Source organism: Pseudoalteromonas sp. SR41-7, assembly GCF_014163935.1.
Lineage (GTDB): Bacteria > Pseudomonadota > Gammaproteobacteria > Enterobacterales > Alteromonadaceae > Pseudoalteromonas > Pseudoalteromonas distincta.
The window spans coordinates 384011-404663 of record NZ_JACJEF010000003.1; the positions used below are offsets into that span (position 1 = coordinate 384011).

Here is a 20653-nt window from a genome sequence, read left to right on the forward strand (position 1 = left end):
AGGAATCATTTTTGTATGTGGATAATTTTTGCATTACTCGCAACCGTTTTTTTTGGTGCCCGAGGAGTGTTGTATCAATGGACGTCGCAGAAAAAGATTAACCGTAACTTATTATTATTCGGTGTATTTTTTGTAGGATTTGTTATTAGTGCGCTAGGTACTGTGGTATTTGAACATACATGGTATGGCTGGGCAGACATTACGGTTGGGCTAGCGTTAGGTTTTGGCTCTTTTGCTGCTAATGGTTTGTTGCATAAGGGGTTTTCGGTTGGTAAAGCGTCTTTAATTAGTATTTTATCAGGATTGACGCCTTTGTTTGTCCTTTTATTTGCTTTTTTATTGTGGCAGGAGACCTTAACAACAATTCAATTAATTGGCTTTTTCATTATTTTTGGTGGCCTTTATATCATTCGTTATTCAAGCGATATTTCGTTGAACAACCTACAAGGTGCGCAATGGGGATTACTCGCTGCACTTGCCTTTGCATTTAATGATTTAATGGGTAAGCAATCAACACTTCTTGAGGCCGATACGTTTGCAACGCTAACGTCTATGTTTGGTTTTGGTAGTTTTCTTTTTGCTGTTAGTTGGTTAGTAAAGCGTAAAAAAATGCTAGCAGAGCAAGGCACTTCTCAAGGGTATTGGTCTGCGAGTAAAACATTTTCATGCGGGTTACTGATTGGATTAACAAACGTGGCAGGTATGGTGGCAATAATATCGGCTTTTGCAATTGGTAATACAGGGCTCGTTTCGGCAATTTCGGGGATGAACATTTTAATTATTTTGCTCTACTCACGCATCATTCTAAAAGAGTCTTTTACCCGCCAAGAAGTGATAGGATTAGCAACAGCATTTTTAGGTGTAATTGTACTTAGGCTTAGTTTTTAAACGTTTAAAGCTTTCCTTTTAAAAGCATACATTGCTACTTTTCGTTGAAGTGTTGCAATGTATGCTCTATTAATAGTCGTACCCGATAAGATACTTGTTTTCTGTCGCGATAAAGCATAGAAAATGGCTGCCCTTCACTTTGCCAGTCAGGAAGGATACGTTTAAGCTTTGTGGCTTCAATAAGAGGCAATGCTATATAATCAGGAATGTAGCTAATGCCTACACCAGACTCAACGGCTTGTTTCATCATTTGAATTTCATCAACTTCTAACCGGACATGCGTGTTTGGATTAAAACTGTATTCTTCACTCGTTTGCTGATTTTTTAACTGCCACGGTACCAACCCAACGCACGTAACTTTTGGTTGCTCTTCTAATTGCTTAGGATGAGTGATGGATTGATAATCATGACTTAAGTGAGTACATAATATATTGTGAGTAAGCTTAAGCTCCCTAATAACCCAATTATCAATAGCAGGATTTCTTACTCTAAACGCTATATCAATCCCTTCTTTTTCAATATCAATAAGGTTATTTGAAAAGCGTAAATCTAGTTGAATATCGGGATATTGCAGTAAAAAATCACAAAAAATAGCACTTAAAAAGTGTTTACCCATGTAAATGGGTGCAGAGATCCTAATTTTCCCTTTAGGTTGCTCTTTCTCATCACAAAGTGCTTGCTCTATACACTCTACTTCATCGAACAGTTTACGATAGCGATCGTAATATAACTCGCCAGTATGCGTAAGTGTTACCCGATGAGCATCTCGATTTAGTAACGTTAATTGCAGAGCTTGCTCTAATAAACGTATTCTACGGCTCAAAGTTGATAGTGACATATCAAGGCTTATTGATGCTTTTTTAAAGCTACCTAGTTTTACTATGGTGCAAAAGTGACGTAAATCATCGAGAGAATAATTAGCTGCCATCAAAACCACTTATCATATTAAGACTTAATTATTGATTATGTTGTTTAATACTAACAGCGGCGCCTTAATATTTCATTAGAGATTAAGGGGGGAGGGAAGAACTGAAATTAGGCAACCAAATTTTATGTGATTTTAATTTAATAACTCTCAATAAGAGCACTGGTAAATAACGTAACTCAATCTGAACAGCTAAATTAATTAAAAGTAGTTTTAAATCGTTCTTGTTAGAGCCGTTGAAAGTAGATTTACAAATAGTGATTTACATCGAGTGCTCTATATAAATTCGCTTAATTAAGTGATCATTTTTATAAGTCGTCTTTTTTGATGAATCCCTAAAAAATAATTAGAGGCTCTACACAAAAATAGAGCCTCATTTTTATAATTTAGAAGCGATAACTGGCACCTAAATAAACAGTACGGCCATTAACCGTCGTATTGTATAAACGATCATTGGAGTCTGAATACTGCTCTTCTCGTTCATTAGTTAAATTACTGGCTTCTATAGTGAGCTTTAGCTTTTCATTAACCTGATAAAATGCTGATGCATCTATGTATGTACTGGCATGAAAACCATTTTCGTCTTCGTCGCCGTTACCGGCTTGTACCGATGCAATATAGTCACTTCTATAAGCTGCTGCAACGCGTGCGCCCCATGAATCAGAATCGTAATATACTGTAAAGTTACCAGAGTGTTCTGACAGCCCAGGGAATGATTTATATTGATCAATACCCGAATTACCTACGTTACGGTACAGCGCTTCACCATCAGCAAATGTATAATTAGCAATAACACCTAAGTTATTAAACGGAGCTGGCAAAAAGTCGAGGTCTCGTTGAAAAGCGAGCTCCCAGCCACTAATATCACTTTCATCTAAGTTTTGTGGTTGAATAACGGTGAAAACAGTATTTGCTGTTTGCGGATTACCGTTTTCGTCTACGTCGCCTAAAAAGCTAAGAGGATATCCGGTTTGACTGTACGGGATATCATATGTTTCGGTGATAATGAAGTTATCGATAGACTTATGGAAGTAACTTACGGCCGCATACCCAATGTTTTCAAAATAGTACTCGACTGAAAAGTCGAAGTTAACAGATTCGTAAGGTTTAAGGTTTGGGTTTCCTGAACTGATACTAAGGCCATTGGTTGATGTGGCATCATTTTGTACAACGCCTGTTGGCACTAATGCACCGAGCGAAGGGCGGGTGAGATTTTCGCCATAGCTTGCACGAAGTACTAAACTGTTATTACTATCCCACACTAAATTTATAGCGGGTAGCAACCCTGAATAGGTATTTTCAACGTCAACTACTTCTCCATTTATTAACCCTATAGCATTGGTAGTAGTATCGTAATGGCGCACACCCGCATTACCCATTAAGTAACCTGAGCCTAGTTCCCATTCAGCTTCGTACTGCAAATAAGCGCCAAAGGTTTTTTCTTGTACGTTATCGGTAAAATCAGGGTTATCTAAGTTAGGGTCGATATTCATACTCGCTAGAGTGCCTAGTACATCAACACTTACCCATTGTTGTTTATTGTGTGCGGTATTGGTAAATGTAAGGCTTGAATCTACCGTGTCATCCAGTACGCCATCTTCCCAATCACTGCGATTAATATTATCAGATTTACTTTCACCGTTTTCACTTTCAAACTTTTTATTAGATACACCAAACTTTATATTTGAAGCATTGTTTAGTGTGTAATTAAAATCTAATTTCATAGAGTCGAATGTATTAGTTATTTCTTCTTCAGATATATCAATTTCGTGATAACGAAATAAACTACTGTCTGTAGGCTCAAACCCGTATGTGTTTTCACCATAATAAGCATCTTGGCGGTAATCAATTGTTTCATCGCCAAATGTTTCTAGGTAAACTTTAACACTGCCTGTATTGAACTTGGTTTCTGAACGCCCTACTAAGGCGGTCATATTTAAATCTTCTGTAATTTGCCAATCGCTATTTAATACAAACTGACTTATTTTAGTGTCTGCATATTGGCTGCGGCTTTCTGAGTGTATTGCGGCATCTTCGTATACTGAATAAATAGCGTCGTTATTTTCATTTATTTCAAGAGTTGTGAGCTTTGAGCATATTTGCTCGTTGTTATAAGCTGGTCCAGTACAACCAATAGCTGTTGAGCTAGAACCTCTGTTTTGTAAGTGGTATTCACTGCGGTCATTATTCAGTTCACCATATAGAGCGTCAAAACCGAATTCAAGGTTATTACTCGGGCGATACTGCAGGGCAAGTGTTGTCCCTAAGCGTTCCTGTTCGTTTTCAAATAATGAATAGCGACTACCGCGTGAAAAGCTCACTTCTTCGTTATTTATTTTGTCTTGTAGTTCACCTGAAAGATTTGAGATATCAGAGCCTGAAGCATTTTTTTTGCGCCAGCGATACGTATTGTAACCTTGCTCATTTACATCACGTTTGCTGTATGCAATTGAAAATAATGCGCCAAATTTATCATCCCAAGTATCTGAGATCAGAGCTGCAAAACGTGGGCTAACATCATCGGTTTGTGAGTTGTCGCCAAGTTGACCTGATAGAGCAGTATTAAAACCATCAAAATCAAATGGTTTAGCTGTATGAAGCCCAACAGTGCCGCCTATGCCGCCTTCATCCATTTCGGCTGAAAATGATTTTTTCACATCAACGCGTTGAAATAACTCAGAAGCAAATATATTAAAATCAAAAGCGCGAGAGCGACTTACGGAACCTCGGCTATCCATTGCTGAAGACGATGTACCTAAAGCTTCCATACCGTTGAGTTGTACTTGTGTAAAGTTTGGACCCAAGCCTCGTAACGAAATTTGTCGGCCTTCGCCGCCCTCTCGAGTTATGGCAATGCCAGGTACACGTTGTAGTGAGTCTGCTAGATTTAGATCGGGAAAATCTGCAATATCTTCAGCCACAATAGAATCTTGTGCGCCCACAGCATTTCGTTTTAAATCTTTTGCTTTTAACAAACTGTTGCGATAACCCTGTACAACAATTTCTTCCACTTCTGTTTGCGCAGATTGTTCTGCATACACATAATTAGACGCGCCTAATGAACTCATTATAGCCGTTGCTAAAAGCGTACGAGATGGTTTGTTCAACATGATGCTTCCTTGGTTTTTAATTTAAAGTTGATTATTAATAAAAGGGTTTGTGCGCACTAAATGACCTTCGTCAAATTGCACCACATAGTTAAAGCGCGCCTGCTGTGGCGAGCCGGGTATAAAATCGGTTGAAATTACTTGTGCGCCGCTATTTTTTGCAGCATTAAACTGCATTGTTCGTTGCGAATTAGTGGCACTTAAATTTGCATCTGCGCGGGTACGCACCATGAAGCCTTTTAATACAAGTTGCTGAATTTTATAAAAGTCGCGTATAGGGTTGTTCACAATCATAAAAGCAGCTTCGGGGTGGTTTTCATCATAATGGGCAAACATGCTAGCCCCTTTTAACGAAGGCCTATTTTGTTTATAAAGTGCGGATTGTTGTGTATTGCCATCAAATAAGAATATGAACTTACCTGCTAAGGCACGTGTACTTGGCCACCCAAACTTAATGACTGTTTGGTTTAAAGATAATGGCGTTTTGCGTAAATCATCTGGCGTGAATAATAAGTTAGGTAACGATTTTTGAATTACTTCATCGAGTAAATAATAATCTTTCGGTGTAAATTTAAATGGATTATTCCCCAGAACTAAATCAGATCGTGTTTCTTTTACATTGAGCATTACAACAATTGGAAAGTGCTGCGGATTTGCCTCTGACCATGCTTTGAGTGTATTCAAACAGCCACTAAACAACACACAATGGCTTTGCACATCAATGTCGGGAATGTGCATTACTTTAAATCCAGGAGTAGCTAATTGCTTTTTTTCTAACTCATTAAACAAAGGCGTTGTTGCAAAAGTATTAGCCCAAGGTTTTATGTATAAACCCCCATTAGGGTCTTTTAAAACGTCAATTTCTAAATGGCGAACACCGCTATTTAACTGTTTAATAATAGATGAATGACCGTAATCAATACGGGCCATTAGCTTGGGGCTTAAATCATTTAATTTATGTTTAACGCTTACGTTTAATGTTTTTTTATAGCTGTTATGTGAGCCAATCATTTGCAGGGTGTTTAATGGCTTAGCGCTAACACTGCTTACATAACCTGCAAAAATAATAAAAATAAAAAATGGCATAGCACGTCTCAATTGTTGAGTTTGCTATCTAAGAGCGAGCATTTATAAATTAGGGGACACAAAAATATGCATTTAATAAAAGTTTCATAATAGAAAAGCATGTTTATAAAATTTTATGTCCCCTTTTATCCATTACCTCGCTCTAAATAATGAGTGAAATAAAAACGGGATAAAGCCATCATGATTAGAGTCAAAGTACTATGGTTAGCACTATGGATTGGGTTATGTATTACATGCAAAGTAAGTGCTATTGAGTACTTTGAGGTTAAAAGTGCGTCGCAGATGGAGACGGTTAAAGTGGCATTTTTAGCTGATATTCATCTACATGATATTTTTGCTAATTTACATGACGTAGATAATATAGAACTACCAAAGGACGTTACCTCAAAGCAACCATTACTAGTGCGTAGTATGCTTGCCCAGCTTCATTCAACACGTCTTTTTAATGAAAATTATTTTGTTTTTTTACATGTATTAGATGAATTAGCCGAAAAAAAAATAAAACTAGTCGCCTTACCTGGCGATTTTACTGATGATGGTCAACCTATTAATGTGCGGGCACTGGCGCGTATTTTAGGTCATTATGAAAAGAAATATGGAATGCGTTTCTTTGCCATACCGGGTAATCACGATCCCGTAAAACCATATACAACACCGGCAGGTAAAGCGGACTTTTTAATGGCGCAAGGTAAAGAGTTTGGTGTTTATAGTTATCAACATGAAAAGTGTATGGCTAAGCAGTCTGTATGTGATGATGGTTTAAAAAACTGGGGATACGCTGAAATACTAAGCACACTCAATGACTTTGGGTTTAGTAAACATAAAGGTGATGTGCTATATGAAACGCCTTATAAAAACCGAGAGTTTATATGGTGTAACCCCAATAACAAAAAACACTGTATCACCATGCCCGATGCGAGTTATTTAGTTGAGCCTATAAAAGGGGTTTGGTTAATGGCAATTGATGCCAATGTTTATGCACCGCAATGGCAAAACTCACCGCTCACTTTTAAAGGGTCGTCTGGTGCCGGCTATAATGCTTTAATTGATGCAAAGCCTCTATTGTTAAAGTGGATAAAAACGGTTGTAAAAAGAGCCAAAACGCAAAATAAAACACTGGTTGCATTTAGTCACTTTCCAATGGGGGAGTTTTACGACAATGCAAATGACGAATTACATAAAGTGTTTAGCCGTGGTCATTTTTCTCTACCAAGAGTGCCAACACCACGTACAGCAAAAATACTGGCAGATACAGGGTTAACGCTCCATTTTGCAGGGCATATACATTTAAATGATACGGCGCTGATAACCAGTAATCAGCACTCCCAGTTAGTTAATGTGCAAGTGCCAAGTTTAGCGGCTTACAAAGCGGCCTATAAAGTTGTAGAGCTAAATTTAGCAAAGCAAACCGCGCTCATTAGTACCCATACATTAGACGATGTGCCGGGTTTTAATGATTTATTTAGTTTATATGAAAAGGAATGGCAGTATCGTAACTTGCATAATCTTAGTAATTTTGACCGCACTATTTTGAACTCAAAGAGTTATGGTGATTTTACCAAGCAACATTTATTTGGGCTGATTAAACAGCGTTTTTTAAAACGCGATTGGCCTAAAAATTTAATGGCATGGTTAAATGACAATCATCATTTAGCCGATTGGTTTACAAATATGCAATGTTTAAATGAAGCACCGCCTAATTTGCTCTCTCAGCTTGAAGCTGTATCGACAAAAGAATGGCTTCAAGATTTTTATTTATTAAGAAATGGTGATGTAACAGCAGACATAACAGCTAAAAAACGTATTACTTATCAACAACTAAATACTTTTTTAGCACAATCGATATGTAAAACAGATACGCAAATACAGCAATACTTAGCCCTGTTAATAAAAGTAATGGCAAAATTTAGTCAACATACCCAGGGGGAGAATTTCCGCGTTGATTTAAAAACAGGAAAAATCATTTAATACTGATAACTCAACCCTAAGTAAAAGGTACGTCCACTTGTGGTTGAGTTGTAAGCTCTGAGGGTTGAATTACTGTATTGTCGCTCTTGTTCATTACTGAGATTAAATGCGCTAAATTTAAGTTTCCAATAATTAGAAAAATAATAATTTACACTTGCATCCCAATATGTGGTCGGCATAAATCCGGTTTCGTTTTCATCGAGTAAAAGGCTGCCAGCACGCACTAAATATTTATCTCTAAAAATAGCGCCGAGTTTAAAATTGAATTTAGGGTGGTCGTAAAAAATCATACTTGATGCGGTAATTTTAGATAAAAAAGGCAGGTTTTTTTTAAATAAAGCAGTGCCACTATTTGAGTCATAATAGGTGACTTTACCTTTATTATAAGCCGCTTGTATATTAATTCCCCAATCAGAATTATGTATTAAGTAGTTTAAACTTACCTCGGCTCCCCACTGATAGGCCGTTTCTGCATTACTTAGCCAAAGTAATTGACTATCGGAGGTTGTAGGCGGCGAATCTTCAAATAAAGGCGCTTGTGTTGTGACTATGTAATCCTCTAGATCTTTATAAAAAAGTGATATGTTAAACGAACTGCGACTACTAAAATCAGCCTCTAAGGAAATATCGCTATTATAAGATAAGTAAGGTTTTAGATTTGAGTTAAATATGTATTTTGTACTATTGGGGGTATCGTTTGAGCCATCAAAATTGAGTGAATTTAGTAATGGTTTTGAATAGTTTTTAGAAAGTCCTGCACGAAATCGCCAATTATCGTTAATAAAATATGACCCATTAAAAGTTGGAAGCCATAGACTATACAAAATCGGAGAGTAAGGCGCTTGAGTGTAAGATGTTATAGATTCTGATTGGTAACGTACACCTATATGAGCCTCCCATTTTTCTTGCTCTGTACTTAATAGAGTATAAGCACCTCTGCTATATTCCTTTATATGTTCAGCTTTAGTCGTGATTAAAAAATTATTGGCTTGTACATTAAATGGGTCAATGCCATAAAGCTTAAGTGCCTCATTAGTGTTTATTTTTAACCACTGCTGTTTTTTATGTGCATTTTGCGATGAAACATACGATGCAGGAAGGTCAATTAATTGTTGTGGTGTATCGGATATTTCATTAAAAAAAATATCGTTTTGCTGTGCGTTATTCATTTTATTTTCAAACAGAGTCCAGTCAGCCCCAAATTGAAGAGTTATTAAACTATTAACGTCATATTGAAAATCTAATTTTGCGAAGGTGTACTCACTATTTGAATTGTATTGCTCTATATCACCATGATGCATTTGCCACATCGTCGGACTTTTCAAGTTTTCGCTGTACTTAATATCTGCATAAAATGGCGTTTTACGATAATCAATTGTAACGTCACTTACACCTTGGGTATAAATCTTATTGCTGAAAGGAATGTCATACTTTGAGCGCTCGTTTCCTAATATGGCGTTTATTTTCCAATTTTTATCTACTTCTTGTGTAAGCGAGAGCACGCCTTGCTGATATGCCGTTTTTATTTTTTGGGCTCTACTTTCAGTAGCGACTCTTGCATTTTCATAACGTGCATACACAAGCTCATTATTTTTATTAGCTTGAATGTCTTTAATTGTTGTTAGCCCTTTAATTATAGGCGTTGACTGATCCCCTCTAGGGTATAAATGATATTCATGCCGCTCTCCTTTTAAAAAACCTGAGAGCATATCAAAATCAAAATGCGTGGTTTCATTTTTGTACTCTACAGATAGGTTTGCCCCAAATCGCTGCTGGGTTGCTTGCCATACCGAGTAGCGATTACCGCGAGGGATTATATAATCGCCTTGAGTTAAATGCTGAGCTTGTGATTGAGTTAACGCCGAGAGATCAGCGCCTTCTATGGCAATATTTCGCCAGCGAAATGTATTAGCGCCTTGCTCTAACGATTCTCTGTTTGTGTACGCAACGCTTGCAAGTACCCCCCAATTATTCCAGGTGTTAGAAATTAAGCTTGAATAGCGTTTTGCGCCTGTACCCACATAGTCGTTGTAGCCGACTTCTGGTGTAATAATAAATTTAAATCCTTCATTATCTAAGGGGTTTATAGTTTGCAGTGCCATAGTGCCAGATATTCCACCTGCAATTTTGTCGGCAGAATAGGCTTTAATTACATGAATTTGTTTAAATAGTTCGGCAGGTAAAATATTGAAGTCGAAAGAACGATCGCGCTGTTTTTGCACTCGACTATCCATTGGTGAATCATTATTTGCCAATACAGGCATACCGTTGAGTGTTACCAAACTAAAATCAGGATAACTGCCACGTATTGATACTTGGCGACCTTCGCCTGCTTCGCGAGTAATGGCTACACCCGGAATATACTGTAAGGCTTCAGCCAAGTTAGTATTGGGAATGTCGGTAATATCTTGTGCAGAAATGGCTTCGCTAATCGTTTTATTATTGTGTTTTAAGTTTCGTGAGCGAGCCAACGAATAGCGGATACCCTTTACTGTTATTTCTTCAAGTGTTTCGTTATTGGTCGTTATTTTTTGTTGAAAAATAACAAAACCCTTGTCTTGAATTTTATATGTTAACTCGCTGCCTCTTAGTAAAAAATCTAATGCTTGAGCAAGTGTATGATCGCCAATTAAGGTGGATGTAGTTTTGTCGTCGATAAGTGAAGGGTTACTACTAAAAGAGACTGCATATGCATTTGCTACTTCTCTTAAGCTGTCACTGAGAGAACCGGCAGGTATATAAACAAACGTATGTATGTTTTTTGCGGCACTTGGCATTGCTGTTAAGCAACTAACAGCAATAAAAAAGTACACTAAAATACGTTTATTTAATGTACATACATGTTTTAGCATAAGAGTTTAATCAACATACTTCATTTAAGGTCGCGTTAAATGAAGTTCGTTGCTCTTTTTTTCTACATTCCAGTTGTAAGTAGATGCTATTAGCATAAGGCTTTGTTGCGGCGTTTCGAGATTAAATCGTCCGCTAATTAAAGTATTATTTAGTGCGTTATCTACTTTAATTACCATAGGGCTATAACGCTGCAATTGCTTAATAACAGTGGTTAGAGGTTCTTTTTTTGCATCAATCCAACCCATTCGCCAAGCAGGGAGTTGTTCCAACTGCTGGCTATAATCTACAGCTATATGTCCATTTTTTATAACAGCTTGTTGAGAGGGAGTTAATATCACTTTATCTAAGGCCGAGACTTCTACCCTGCCTTCGTACACGGTTACCACTACTTCATCCTTATTGCGCTCTACATCAAAAGAAGTACCTAGTACTTTAATGCTTGCTTGTCCGGAGTTTATTATAAATGGCCGTGTTTTATCTTTGGCTACATCAAAAAAAACCTGTCCTTTTTTTAATTCGATTTGCCTAGAGTGTGGTAGTAAGTGCGCAGTCAACTCACTATCTGCATTTAAGTGTAAATATGAACCGTCATCTAATAACTTAGATACACGTTTGCCTAAACGTGCTTCTAAAAGCTGAGGTAGGTTAGTTTCAACTGCTGTTTTTGCAATAGGTGTTGGTGTAAACGCTTGTTGAGATATAGAAAGCCAGTACACTGCAAAAGCAATAGTGCTAAAACTAGCTGCTAAGGCAAGCATAGGGAAAGCCCTAGAACGTTTAGCATTAGGCGTAATTATTGGAGTCGGTAAACTATATTGTTTAGTGTAAATGTGTAGAGCCTGTTTAACAGCAGGATCGCCAAATACATTGGCAATTTTCTCAAATGCAGCCTTATTTTCTGTGCATTTTAACCAAAGCGATAGTTCTTTACGGTCATGATCATTTAAATCATTAATCCGATCTACCCAATCTGCTGCCTGTTCTAAGCGTTGTTCGTTCATTAAAAAACCTAACCTGCGTTGATTAAATATAAAGAGCGTAAAAGTGTAATAAAGGGGACATTTTTATTGATTTTTTTCTATGTGAAGCGTTATTTGTATCATTGCGCGCGTAATATGTTTTTTTACAGATTCTTGGCTCATATTTAACTGCAGACTAATTTCTTCGCGACTTAATCCGTTAATACGTCGAAGCTTAAATACTTTTCTTCTTAAAGGTGGCAACTCTTCCAACGCACTTTTAACAAGCTCGAGCTTTTGCTCTGTAATTGACTGCGCCTCTGGATCGCTATTATCATCTGTAAAAAGCTCAATATCTTCTGCATTATTTGGTTGGCTTTTATTTTTTTGCCAATCACTATACATAACAGACTTTGCGACTTGATTTATGTACGCCTGAAAGTTTTCAATTTCTAATGTGTCATTTCTATTTAAAGTTCTCAGCAAAGCTTCTTGGACTAGGTCGTCTTCGTCATCGGTATTATTTGTTCGACGACTAACAAACTTACGAATATGGCTGATAACGTTTTTTACATCGCTTTGTTCAGAAGAAATATTTAAATTCGATGGCAGGGGGCTTTTAAAAGTCTTCATTACTCAGTCTAGAATTTTATTTTAAATAAATACTAAGTGAATAATATGACCAATTGATTACAGGTACGGTTGGGCGATTAAGTAAATTAAAGTAATGATACGAAGAATAAATTATCATTTAGAGCATCTTAACGCTTTAAATAGGGTTTAATTTTAGGCATAGAGTATTTGAGCAAATAACGCTTTGAGAAAGACTAAATTTTTGGAGGTACTATATTCCCTTGTTATCACTTATTTGAATGTTCTTTTGGCGAGATTAGCGTATGACTAGAGGGCTTAAGCGCTTTTCGGCAGATCAGCTAGTTTTATATTAGCTTAAAAAATGACATAGAAAAGTTAAAATAATAGTGTCAAACTTAGTAAAAGTGCAGCTATTTTTATTGATTAGGATCAACAAAGCAACAGAGAAAAATAGGCATAATTTATGGCTGAAATTTACACCTAAAAATAAAATGGTGAGTTACGATTTATTGAAAAATAGCGGTTTTTTATTAAACTAGAGCTGCACAAAAATCAGCCTTTATACACCTTTATTTTTACTTATCTTTTTGTTTTATAATGATTTTAATTGAAAGGGCTAGGAAATGGCTTTACTCATAAATAACAAATGCATTAACTGCGATATGTGTGACCCAGAATGCCCTAATGAGGCTATTTATATGGGCGCTAAAATATACCAAATAGATGCAAACAAATGTACAGAGTGTGTAGGGCATTATGATAAACCTACTTGCGTAAGTGTTTGCCCTATTGACTGCATAAAGCCCGATCCGAATAAGCGTGAAACTTTGGACGAACTAGCAGAAAAATTTGTGCGGGTAACTGGCAAATAACTCGTCAGGTATTTTGCTAAGCAGCTTTTAATTTAGGCTAAAAACACTACTTACATTAATTATTTAGGTTGTAGCTAAGGTCCTCTGTCATGCATTTTTAGTTTCAATCAAATCTTATTACCTTCATTAATTATCAACTATATTGTGTTACCTTAAGGCTTTATAAACTCAAGTATTAATCTAAGTTTTAGATTGCATTCTATAGGAGTCTATTTTGGATATAGGTATTAACGCTATTCAGGCTGTATCTTCAAAACAAGCCATATTTATTAATGATGAGTGCCGAGTATTTGTAATTGGCGATCTTGATGGTGATTTACCGGCCTTAAAAAACGCACTTAATAACGTAAATTTTAATCCTGAAAGAGATACTTTGTTTTGCCTAGGCGATTTTGTTGATCGCGGGGATAAAACATATGACTTATTTACATACTTACAAGCCATTAGGGCATGTATGATATTAGGTAATCATGAGCATTTAATGTTGGAATCATTATTAAGTAATGATAAAGCGGCTTTTAAATTATGGACTGACAATGGTGGCAATTGGCACAAGTCGGTATCAAGTGAAAAGCTCAGTGTTATGTGCGATGAGTTACTAACTAAACCGCTTTCAATAGTACTTGAGTATCGTGGTTGTAAAATTGGGTTGTCTCATACATTTGCACAATCGTGGGATTGGGAAAATTACCCTGATGATAAATCGCTAATTGTGCAATCTTTATTGTGGGATCGCGAAGTAGTTAAACAAAATCAGGTAGTTAAAAGTCATGGAGTCGACTTTTCAATACATGGACATAACTCAACTAAAGCGCCTTTTTGGGTGGGTAATAGCTATCACATAGATACCAATTATTATGGTGGAAAGCCTACACTCTTAGAACTCTCTGATGTTATTAATAAATTAGAGAAGTAGTATAAAGTTCGTAGGTTGTTGACCTCATATAAGTTAATTTTCAGTAAAGTACTTTTTTTTGCACAATACTAAAGATGCCAAGCGTGGATATGTGCATTAAACAAATGATCAGAAAATTATAACTATTTAAATACCTAATAGCTGCGGTACAAGCTTTTTTGGGGTGGTTTTTACTTTTTACAAAGATTAAATTATCCCCAGTTTGAAAAATTTAACCAGTAAAGAATGGTAGTTCTCTAATGGTTAAATTTTACTGAAGGGGCTATTTATTTTGTGTTAGTAAATATACAAGCTCCGTTGTAACCCATACGTCATTTATATTGTTCTGCTATAACTACTTTCTCTGTCCAAGCTTCTGGCATGTTAAGTGCGCCAACCGCTTTTACCATACAGCGAATTTCTTTCCCAGACTCTTCACTGGTAATATCGTAAGTATTAGTTGCTGTGTATGTTAACGGATAACCATCAGCAAACCAATAATAACGAATATCTGTAATATCTTGTAAATTAGCTTGGCAAGTTATTGTTTCACCAACAGCTTTTTCCCCTGTAATAATTGGTTTACTGAAAAAGGGTTTTGGGATTTTTATTATGTCTGATGTTTTTTGTAGTACTTCAATAGAGTCTATGGTGAAGCTTTCTTGATCGCTCGTCGGATTGCCATCGTAAGACCTAAGCGCATAGTCAAGTTGCAAATCAAGCCTTTCAAGATAAGTTGGTGCGGTTGGCACACGACCAACTTCAACCCACTTATCATTCCCAGCTTCATCTTTAATAGTCACATTTATATAAGTCATGTCATTATCAATAACAAATTCCCAGGTATGGTATTGTCCATCCCAAAATTCAAGACCACCTTCAATTTTACTTTTTTGCTCCGTCAGTTCTCCCCAATATGCTTTGTAACTTTTATAACTAGAGTCATCTTTTGCAAATATGTTTGGTACGTGAGCATAGTGGTAATGAGAAGAAAGTCCGTTTAACCAAGCTCCATTTTTTCCATCGAATTCAAACCAATCTACTTCGATGCGGTTTGCTGTTCGCCAAAACAAAAAATCAGGATTATAAGACCAAAATGCTGGAAATAACCCCCCAGGCAAATCATTTTTGTCTATTTTAGGAAGCATACTACGAATTCGAAAAATTTTTGGCCCAGTCCAAGTATAGCCATGCCCAAGATCATTCACGCTATAAAAAGCACTCGCTTTCCATCTTTCGTTTTGTTTTCGTAGTAAAAGAGATTGCTTTTTTTCATCTTTATTGTGGGGATAAACATTAAATGTTTCACTAGGAGGCATCAGCTGAGCGCTCGCGCCAACTGCCGGATTAAACCCAGGGGCAGACCAAAGGTCAGATTCACCACTAAAACTCGCTTTTACTCGGTTATTACGAAAGTCATCATAAAATACTCTTTCAAAGTCGTCTGTAGGTACACGTTCTCCACCACCATTAATGCGCACTTCAGCTCTATCAATAGAGCTCCCCCAAGCTGTCCATTCTTTTTCATTATGAATATAGCGATAAGGGAAGTCTTCAGCATCCATTGTAGGTCTAATATTTTTATATGGGTGTTCGTTTGGCAGATCAATTGAAGATATTCCGTTACTAAATAACGATTGATTCGTACTTAGACGATAAGCCGCCCAGCCAGTCATTTTTTGAACCATTGCTTCTGATGGTTCTGTCAAACCAAAGACTAGTGAATCATATGCCCAAGCCATATTACCAATATCCTTATCGCCAATGTATGAGGAAGTATTGCTAATCCATTCGCCTGAAAAGCGATCAGGTTGGATTGCTTCGCTAGAGATTGGTGTTCCATTTACTGAGGCAAACATTTGACCATAGCGGATCCCAGCAACAATAACATTCCATGTTTTACCATCTGCAATCACGTCATTTTTAGTTGTCATAATCCGTTTATCAAGACCATTATTATTAAGACCGACATACTGAATACTTAGACCGTTTGTTTTGTTATACCAGATTTTAGGAGATGACTTATTTGAACCTTCTCCATGGTTAATATCTAATAAAATCGTTTCAGCATTATCACCTGTATTAGCATCGATCCTAAACGTAAAAAGCATCCATCTGTAATTCCACCTAGCATCGCGCTGACCTGGCATTATTAAATATTGCCCAGAGTTCGCCGCAAATTCAACACCATTATTTTTTCTTGTTTTGGATGGTTGAAGGGAGAGCTTTGCTTGTGTTGCATTCGCTGTAATTGTCCCGCGCGAAGAATGATTTATTACATTACCTATTTCAGTGTCTTCTTGAAAATAAGCAGACATAAGCCACTCAGGAAAAAGGTTTAAAGCCCACGTAACTTTGATTGTGCTATCAATTGCGCGTTTCGGAATACGCAGCGATAGTGGGAGTCGACCAGTGGTTTGCTCTAGCACCGTGACTTTGCCATCATTATTAGTGTCGTAATCAGCTTTGATTTCAGGGTACTGGTTTCCGAGAAAATCAAGCAGTAAATTGCGTTCAAAGTCATCATATAAACCATTGCCGTCTAGATCAAAGTTAGGCTTTGCATTGTTGGCGTTACTATCACCAATAAACCAAATGAAAAAACACGCAGTGATGATCAGTTTAATATTACTTTTCATAAATAGGCTCCTATTAAAGTTTTTAGGGATATTTATTCAAATAGTTGAGTATTGGAAACAAAGCATTGAATAAATAGCGATACAAAAAAGAGCTATCTTTAGTGATTTTTTTAGTATATAGCCGAATGTTGGTAATAATTAAAGCTAACCATTTAGAGGTTGGATATCTGATATTTTTACAGTAAAACTTTTAATTAACCTTAGTCTATGTTTTTTAGAAGAGCCACTTAACTTTAAAAAAATAGATCCTCACAGCATATCTTCATGTAACTGTATTTATTTAAATAACTAGATAGTTCAGTCGGTTAGTGCTTAAAATTGATTTACTATTCTGAATTTAAGTCAATTATAAACAGGTAATCATTTATCAAAGCGATTAATTTAATTTTAAGCTCCCGTTAATAAAAGATTAAGTTTGGTTGTATAAAATTGGCAAAAAATTTTATATTTTCGTCAATTTATTGCAGCAAAATGATTAATTAACTTGCTTGAATCAATATAAGCAGTTTTCAATGGAATAGAACTCTTCATGACAGCACTTAACTACAATAATAACTCACTACACGCTTCACCCAAACTATTCAAATCAACACTCTGTATTTCTATTTTATCGGCAATAGGCTTCAGCAATAAAGCTTACGCAGATATAACTAATAATAAAGAAGATATGGAAGTAATAGAAGTACGTGGTATCCGTTCAAGTATGGCCGAAAACTTAGATGTAAAACGTATGTCGGGATCTGTAGTTGATGCCATTACCGCGGAAGACATTGGAAAGTTCCCTGATAAAAACGTTGCAGACTCACTTCAGCGTGTACCCGGTGTGGTAATTGAGCGTGACGGCGGGGAAGGTTCATCGGTTAGTATTCGTGGTTTATCGTCAGAACTTACCTTTACACAACTTAATGGTAATTTTATTGCGTCTTCCCCAGGGGAGCCTTCGCGTTCGTTTGATTATGCTTTGTTACCGTCTTCAATGATTGAAAGCGTAGAGGTTTATAAATCGCCAGAAGCACGCTTAGATGAAGGTGGGGTTGGTGGTACTGTATTAATGCATAGCCGAAAACCTCTGAGTATGGATGCAAACTCAGGTGTATTTAATGTAGAGAGTACTTACGCTGATGTTACAAAAGAGTACGAACCGCAGTTTACGGGTTTATATTCATGGAAAAATGACAACGAAAACTTTGGTGTATTAGTTGGCTATACCTATCAGGAACGGACAAACAGAACGCTTTCGGGCGGTACTGATGCTAATGTATGGCGCTATACTGGCACTGGGCAAGCAACAGATATACATGGTAATACAGTTAATAACAATAACGGTTGGGATACTATTAATGATGCAAACGGCAACAGTTACGATGGCGTTTGGTTTCCGCAAGTTGTTCGAGGTTCTGTTCTTAACGAAAAACGTGAGCGCGAAGGGATTCAATTTAGTTCCCAGTGGCGACCAACAAATCGTTTAGAGCTTGGCTTTAATTATTTTGGTTTTACACTTGGGCAAGACAGAACAGAATCTGTGATTGATATACCAGAGTGGTCTTTAAATCCTGATTTTTTGATGAATGTAAATCTTGATGAGTTGGGCACTATTGTTACTGGTATGCAATACGATGCAATGGCAAGTGGTGTCGAAAATGATATGCAATTTCCGTGGATGCGTGGCAGCTACGTACGTGAGGAATCTACCTCCCATACCTTTGATTTTAATTTAACCTATGAAGGTGATAATTTTAAAGCGCGCTTTGTAATTGGTAATACACAATCAGAGGGCGGCCCAGAAGAAAGCTGGGAAGCGGCGTATAAAAGTTCTAACGCGGGCGAAAACGCAGCCACTATTCAAAACGCAGCTCAAACGGCTGGCTGGTCGCTCAATCAAAATAATGTGTCACTTAATATCGACCCTAATACATTAGTTAATTTACAAAATGGAGTTGGAGGCGGTCGTGATGCGGGCTCTTCAAACTCAAGCTTTGTACGCAGTGAGCTAGAAGAAGATTACTACCAAGCTGATGTGGATTTTTATGTTGATTGGGGCTTTTTAAAAACAATTAGAACCGGTGTTAAGTACCGCAACTCAATTCTTCACCGTGAAACCGGCAACACCTTCTTTTTAGAACCAAATTTTGATATTGCTGCAGGGGAAGCAAGTGAGCAAGGTATTACCCGTTTTGATAGCTACCAATGGAATGGTGGAATGCCATTAGCTCAAAATGTATTTACTAGTGAGAATAATATTGCAGGTGGTTTTGATATAAACCAAATGCCAAGTATCGACTGGAATAAATACCGCGATATGATCACTGCTAGTTATGTACCTTATACGCGCATTGAAGATAATTTTGTTTACGATATAGAAGAAAAAATATCGGCTTTTTATATACAAGGTGATTTTGAATTTAGTGAAGTCAGAGGTAATTTGGGTGTGCGTGTTGTGCAAACAAAAACACTTACTTCATCTACTGACTTATATACCTACCAATTAGATCACACAAATGATGAAACAGGTGAGCCAGTAACAGGTGACGCTCGTTTTGTAGAAGACTATCAATTAGTCACTCAGCAAAACAAAGACACTCAAGTTTTGCCAAGCTTTAATATAGCGTGGGATGCAACCGACGATTTAGTTATTCGTGGGGCAATAGCTAAAGTAATATCTCGTCCTGACTATAGTGATTTAGGTGCGCAGCAGCGCATTACCTATGTATCAGGTGAATGGGCAGAAGATAGAGCCGCATTTAACGAGCTTCCTGGTTTTAGCGGTAGTGGCGGAAATAAAAACTTGAAACCATTTGAATCAGTTCAAGCTGATTTATCTATTGAGTATTATTATGGCGAAGGTTCTGCTGTTGGGTTGGCACTTTTTCATAAGAAAGTAGATAACTTTGTTGTGCCACTGGTGATCGACGTAGAGCAAAACTTTGTCGGTAAAAATAATATAGTGGATGCAGGGACTATTAATATAGCCCCTTACAGCACTGTAGGTAATGGCACCGATGCAGTATCAAAAGGCGCGGAAGTGTTTATTCAGCATGCCTTTGATAGTGGTTTTGGCTTTTACGCAAATTACACTTATAACAAAACCAATAAAGCAGATGTAACAATTAATGGTGAAGAATTTGGTCAGTCGGCCTTAATAGGTAGTGCAAAGTATCAGTACAACACCTCTGTTTATTATGAAGGAGGTTATTTTAATGTACGTGCTTCTTATAATAAGCGCGGCGAAACAGTACTCGGTTTAAATAGCGGATTAAATGTATACCAAGACCCTTACGAACAAATCGATGTAAATGCATCTGTAAATTTATACGACGGGCTTAGCCTTACCGCAGCGGTTATTAATTTAACTAAATCTGAATCAGTAACGCGTTTAGGAAATGACACCGATGCGCGATTACTCAATACTAGCTACTCAGGTCGTCGTTTTTACGCGGGCTTTTACTATAGCTTTTAGATAAATGACTTAATAGCTGGTCTGTAGACAGTATTTTTTGATAGCGCAGGCCATAACAAACACTTTAATAGGCGTTAAATGTTAATAAAGTGCTAGTTATGTTGTGTTTTTAATGCGTTTAGCTCAAATTCTCAGCGAACAGTGCTTTATTTAAAGTTTTGTCAATAAAACGCTTGCGTAAAAATCTGTTCTCCCTATAATGCGACCCCACTGAGACGGGAAACGCTGAAGCATAGCAAGGCACGAACTACTCACAGAGTTAAATAAAACTTCGGTTTTAAATCGTCCAAAAGAAAGTTTAAAACAAAGTGTTGACTCGAAAAATAAAGGGTGTATTATTCGCATCCCTTGAGACGCTAAAGCGACTCAAAACGTTCTTTAACAATATAAAGCAATCATCTGTGTGGGCA

The 20653-nt window shown here is 37.0% G+C and carries 12 protein-coding genes; 5 read left to right on the forward strand and 7 right to left on the reverse strand.

From position 1 onward, the window contains the following. Positions 1–15: 15 nt before the first annotated feature. Positions 16–888, forward strand: a complete 873-nt coding sequence (locus H5092_RS06290) for an EamA family transporter (RefSeq protein WP_002961284.1) — start codon at positions 16–18, stop codon at positions 886–888. Positions 889–922: 34 nt separating this feature from the next. Here H5092_RS06290 and H5092_RS06295 read toward each other — a convergent pair whose 3' ends face one another. The 3 genes from H5092_RS06295 to H5092_RS06305 form a co-directional block, all read right to left on the reverse strand. Next, on the reverse strand, positions 923–1816 hold the full coding sequence (locus tag H5092_RS06295; RefSeq protein ID WP_182733144.1) for a LysR family transcriptional regulator: 894 nt from the start codon (positions 1814–1816) through the stop codon (positions 923–925). Between the two features lie 383 nt (positions 1817–2199). Continuing rightward, complete coding sequence (locus H5092_RS06300; RefSeq protein WP_182733145.1) at positions 2200–4923, reverse strand: TonB-dependent receptor; 2724 nt, start codon at positions 4921–4923, stop codon at positions 2200–2202. Positions 4924–4944: 21 nt separating this feature from the next. After that, the gene (locus tag H5092_RS06305; RefSeq protein ID WP_165736295.1) at positions 4945–6006 is read right to left on the reverse strand and encodes a Ca2+-dependent phosphoinositide-specific phospholipase C; all 1062 of its coding nucleotides are present in this window, start codon (positions 6004–6006) and stop codon (positions 4945–4947) included. A gap of 180 nt (positions 6007–6186) precedes the next feature. Here H5092_RS06305 and H5092_RS06310 point away from each other — a divergent pair, with 180 nt between their 5' ends. Continuing rightward, a complete protein-coding gene (locus H5092_RS06310) occupies positions 6187–7974 on the forward strand; it encodes a metallophosphoesterase (protein ID WP_182733146.1) in 1788 nt (595 codons plus the stop codon). On the opposite strand, the gene H5092_RS06315 is transcribed toward H5092_RS06310, so the two are convergent. From H5092_RS06315 to H5092_RS06325, 3 genes are all read right to left on the reverse strand, one after another. Beyond that, on the reverse strand, positions 7971–10826 hold the full coding sequence (locus H5092_RS06315; protein ID WP_182733147.1) for a TonB-dependent receptor: 2856 nt from the start codon (positions 10824–10826) through the stop codon (positions 7971–7973). The genes H5092_RS06310 and H5092_RS06315 overlap by 4 nt on opposite strands. Before the next feature lie 24 nt (positions 10827–10850). Then, entirely contained in the window at positions 10851–11828 is a 978-nt protein-coding gene (locus H5092_RS06320) for a FecR family protein (RefSeq protein ID WP_182733148.1), read from the reverse strand. 63 nt (positions 11829–11891) lie between these two features. Beyond that, a complete protein-coding gene (locus tag H5092_RS06325) occupies positions 11892–12419 on the reverse strand; it encodes an RNA polymerase sigma factor (RefSeq protein ID WP_182733149.1) in 528 nt (175 codons plus the stop codon). A 584-nt stretch (positions 12420–13003) separates the two neighbouring features. Here H5092_RS06325 and H5092_RS06330 point away from each other — a divergent pair. Together H5092_RS06330 and H5092_RS06335 are read left to right on the forward strand one after the other, a co-directional pair. After that, positions 13004–13252 (forward strand): YfhL family 4Fe-4S dicluster ferredoxin, encoded by a 249-nt coding sequence (locus H5092_RS06330; RefSeq protein ID WP_182733150.1) that lies wholly within the window; start codon positions 13004–13006, stop codon positions 13250–13252. Positions 13253–13466: 214 nt separating this feature from the next. Further along, complete coding sequence (locus tag H5092_RS06335; protein WP_182733151.1) at positions 13467–14168, forward strand: metallophosphoesterase; 702 nt, start codon at positions 13467–13469, stop codon at positions 14166–14168. A gap of 311 nt (positions 14169–14479) precedes the next feature. On the opposite strand, the gene H5092_RS06340 is transcribed toward H5092_RS06335, so the two are convergent. Continuing rightward, complete coding sequence (locus H5092_RS06340) at positions 14480–16786, reverse strand: hypothetical protein (RefSeq protein ID WP_182733152.1); 2307 nt, start codon at positions 16784–16786, stop codon at positions 14480–14482. Positions 16787–17315: 529 nt separating this feature from the next. Between H5092_RS06340 and H5092_RS06345 the strand changes: the two genes are divergently transcribed. Continuing rightward, positions 17316–20243 (forward strand): TonB-dependent receptor, encoded by a 2928-nt coding sequence (locus H5092_RS06345; protein WP_182733153.1) that lies wholly within the window; start codon positions 17316–17318, stop codon positions 20241–20243. The last annotated feature ends 410 nt before the right edge of the window (positions 20244–20653 follow it).

What these genes read in the sequence shown, in the direction of transcription:
- H5092_RS06290 (WP_002961284.1), top strand. Translation starts at nt 16, where the DNA reads ATGTGGATAATTTTTGCATTACTCGCAACCGTTTTTTTTGGTGCCCGA.
- H5092_RS06295 (WP_182733144.1), bottom strand. Translation starts at nt 1,816, where the DNA reads ATGGCAGCTAATTATTCTCTCGATGATTTACGTCACTTTTGCACCATA.
- H5092_RS06300 (WP_182733145.1), bottom strand. Translation starts at nt 4,923, where the DNA reads ATGTTGAACAAACCATCTCGTACGCTTTTAGCAACGGCTATAATGAGT.
- H5092_RS06305 (WP_165736295.1), bottom strand. Translation starts at nt 6,006, where the DNA reads ATGCCATTTTTTATTTTTATTATTTTTGCAGGTTATGTAAGCAGTGTT.
- H5092_RS06310 (WP_182733146.1), top strand. Translation starts at nt 6,187, where the DNA reads ATGATTAGAGTCAAAGTACTATGGTTAGCACTATGGATTGGGTTATGT.
- H5092_RS06315 (WP_182733147.1), bottom strand. Translation starts at nt 10,826, where the DNA reads ATGCTAAAACATGTATGTACATTAAATAAACGTATTTTAGTGTACTTT.
- H5092_RS06320 (WP_182733148.1), bottom strand. Translation starts at nt 11,828, where the DNA reads ATGAACGAACAACGCTTAGAACAGGCAGCAGATTGGGTAGATCGGATT.
- H5092_RS06325 (WP_182733149.1), bottom strand. Translation starts at nt 12,419, where the DNA reads ATGAAGACTTTTAAAAGCCCCCTGCCATCGAATTTAAATATTTCTTCT.
- H5092_RS06330 (WP_182733150.1), top strand. Translation starts at nt 13,004, where the DNA reads ATGGCTTTACTCATAAATAACAAATGCATTAACTGCGATATGTGTGAC.
- H5092_RS06340 (WP_182733152.1), bottom strand. Translation starts at nt 16,786, where the DNA reads ATGAAAAGTAATATTAAACTGATCATCACTGCGTGTTTTTTCATTTGG.
- H5092_RS06345 (WP_182733153.1), top strand. Translation starts at nt 17,316, where the DNA reads ATGACAGCACTTAACTACAATAATAACTCACTACACGCTTCACCCAAA.